The following is a 2514-nucleotide window of genomic DNA, read 5'->3' as shown; positions in this document are numbered from 1 at the left end:
CACGGCGGCTCGGGCACCACTGCCGCGAGCCTGCGTGCCGGCATACCCACCTTGATTCTTTGGAGCTCGGCTGACCAACCTTATTGGGGAAATCAGGTCAAACGACTCAAGGTCGGCACCGCTCGGCGATTCTCCGATACCAGCGAGCGATCGCTGGTCGCAGACCTCCGCAAGATCCTGGCCCCGGAATATGCGCTTCGAGCCCGCGAACTCGCCAGTCGGATGACCGCGCCCGCCGAGAGCATCGCGAGGGCCGCCGATCTCCTGGAGAGCGCCGCCCGCTAGATATGTTCCGGTCGAAGAACTTTCTTAACGTGCCGGCTTGATCAGGAGGCCCTGTCCCGTAGGCAACGCGCAGATCTTCACGCCCAGTTCGTCCGCGACGGAATCCATAGCGGCGCGCTGCTCGTCACGTCCCCGATTCGCGTAGTCGTCCAACAGGACGAAGGCACCGGGCGTGAGCCGCGGCCAGAAATAGCGCAGGGCGGCGACTTCCGGTGGTGCGCAGTTCATGTCGATGTGCAGGTAGGCGACGGTGGCCGCGTCGACCTGTTCGAGCGTTTCCGGCACCGCTCCGACGATGATGCGATGATTGCGCCACTCCGCGAAATTTGCGCGGACACTGTCGACTCCGTTGGCGTACATTCCGTTACGCAGATGGTCTTCGCTGATCTTCAATGCCCCGGCTTGGCGTTCGTTCTCGGTGACGAAGCGTGGGTCGATTCCGGCGAAGGTGTCCAGCAGGTAGAAGGTCTTGCCCAGCCGGTCCCAATCCAGGTATTCCATGATGGCGCTACTCAAGAATCCATAGCTGACGCCGCATTCGACGAAGTCGCCGTCGAGCTTGCTGGCGCTGGCCGCCGCCCACAGCCCCACGTGCACGCGCCACTGCCACTGATACCAATCCTCTTTGCCCAGCGAGCGGGCGCCGCGCCTATAGGCCCGCTGGAAGTCCGGATCGTCCAGGAACGCGTGATAGTTGTTGAACGTGACCAGCGCGTCGTTGGCGTAGACGTCGGGAAGGATGGTCCGCGCGAGCCAGTACTCGGTGCGTACCCACCACATCCGCAGGCGGGTTCCGGTTGTCAGCCCAGTTGCCACGGCGGCAACCATAGCACTGGGGGATCGATCGTCTGCGACAAATGCGGCGGGTTCACCGATTCAACGTTCCTGATCAGCAAAAGCTTTGGCAGGGAACGAAGTTCGCTCGTGGGATCGGACGCCCTCAACGGGGCGGTCGTGCACTGGCTACTTGCGCCACAGCACTCCGGTGCCGTCGATTTCGACGATCTCCGAGGTTACGCCGTGCTTCGCGCGATAATCCGTCACCGCTTGCTCGCACGCCCTGATCGCGTGATAGTCGTCGACGATGCAGAACCCTCCGGGCGACAGCCGCGGATAAAGCGCATCGAGTGCTTGGATGGTGGATTCGTAGAGGTCGCCGTCGAGCCGCAACACGGAGATGCGATCGATCGGCGCGTCCTGCAGGGTGTCCTTGAACCAGCCGGGAACAAACCGAACCTGGTCGTCCAGCAACCCGTAACGCTCGAAATTCGCTTTGACTTCGTTTTCCGGCACTCCCAGGATGCGCGCGTGGCGGTGCAGCGTAATCCCTTTGTCTTGCTTGTAATTCGCGACATCCGGTGGCGGTACGCCGGCGAACGAATCGCACAGCCAGACGCAACGCTTCTCGTCCCCGTAGGCGGCCAGCACCGCGCGCATCAAGATCGACGCGCCGCCACGCCACACCCCACACTCGACCAGGTCGCCAGGGATGTCCTCCTCGAGCACCGTCTCGACGCAGTGCTGAAGGCTGGTCAGGCGCTGCATACCGATCATCGTCAAGGCGTCCGCCGGCCAGTCCAAGCCCAGGTCGCGTGCGTGCTTATTGAATGGGCGCTTCCGCACCAGCATGAGATTGCGGGTGCTGAACAAGGGGCGTCCCAATCGGTACCAGCCCACTGGCACCAACTCGTCATTGCCGTACCTGGTCAGGTCGCGTCGGAGCAAGTCGAGGTATGCAAACCGCGTGTCGTGATCAGTCACGGCCAAAGTTGCCCCTTAATCCGCAAGTCGATAATCCTGGTCATGAGCCTAGACGCATCGCCGAGGCGCTCAATGCGTTTCGCAGTCTATCCATCAACTTGGCCATGCTTGCCAACGTGGATGCCGGTTCACCGCTGCTGCTCAGTGACGACGCTCCGCCGCGGCGGTGCGGTCGCACCGCCCTGAGCGGGCAAATTTCTCCAAGAGGTCGACGGCTCGGCCCACGCTCTCGGACGGTTTGCTCATCCGGCTGGAGAGCTCGCGAGCGCGAGCGGTGTACTCGGGGGCCAGGATCTTGCGCAGGTCCTTGACCAGGGTTTCGCGGGTGCTTGCCGAAAACCGCCTGGAGGTGCCCACCTTCAGCTGTTTGATGTGGGATCCCCAGAACGGCTGGTCCCCCGCGGTCCATAGAATCAGCGTCGGTATTCCGGCGCGCAGACCCGCGGCCGTGGTACCTGAGCCGCCGTG

General features: G+C 63.0%; 4 protein-coding genes. 1 reads left to right on the top strand and 3 read right to left on the bottom strand.

From position 1 onward, the window contains the following. On the top strand, nt 1-285 hold a 285-nt coding region (locus tag A5681_RS26590; RefSeq protein ID WP_419866328.1), incomplete at its 5' end, for a glycosyltransferase. Nucleotides 286-309: 24 nt separating this feature from the next. Here A5681_RS26590 and A5681_RS15410 read toward each other — a convergent pair. The 3 genes from A5681_RS15410 to A5681_RS15400 all read right to left on the bottom strand — a co-directional run. Continuing rightward, nucleotides 310-1113: a class I SAM-dependent methyltransferase gene (locus A5681_RS15410; protein WP_067276317.1), complete on the bottom strand. Its 804-nt coding sequence runs from the start codon at nt 1111-1113 to the stop codon at nt 310-312. 135 nt (nt 1114-1248) lie between these two features. After that, nucleotides 1249-2052 (bottom strand): TylF/MycF/NovP-related O-methyltransferase, encoded by an 804-nt coding sequence (locus tag A5681_RS15405; protein ID WP_067276313.1) that lies wholly within the window; start codon nt 2050-2052, stop codon nt 1249-1251. Nucleotides 2053-2187: 135 nt separating this feature from the next. Beyond that, nucleotides 2188-2514 (bottom strand): glycosyltransferase (locus A5681_RS15400; protein ID WP_419866327.1); only part of this gene is annotated, 327 nt, incomplete at its 5' end.

Source organism: Mycobacterium scrofulaceum (assembly GCF_001667885.1).
GTDB classification, from domain to species: Bacteria; Actinomycetota; Actinomycetes; order Mycobacteriales; family Mycobacteriaceae; genus Mycobacterium; species Mycobacterium scrofulaceum_C.
This window is presented reverse-complemented; position numbering and strand designations above follow the sequence as displayed.

Excerpts from the sequence above, each read along its gene's own strand:
- A5681_RS15410 (WP_067276317.1), bottom strand. The coding sequence starts at position 1,113 with ATGGTTGCCGCCGTGGCAACTGGGCTGACAACCGGAACCCGCCTGCGG.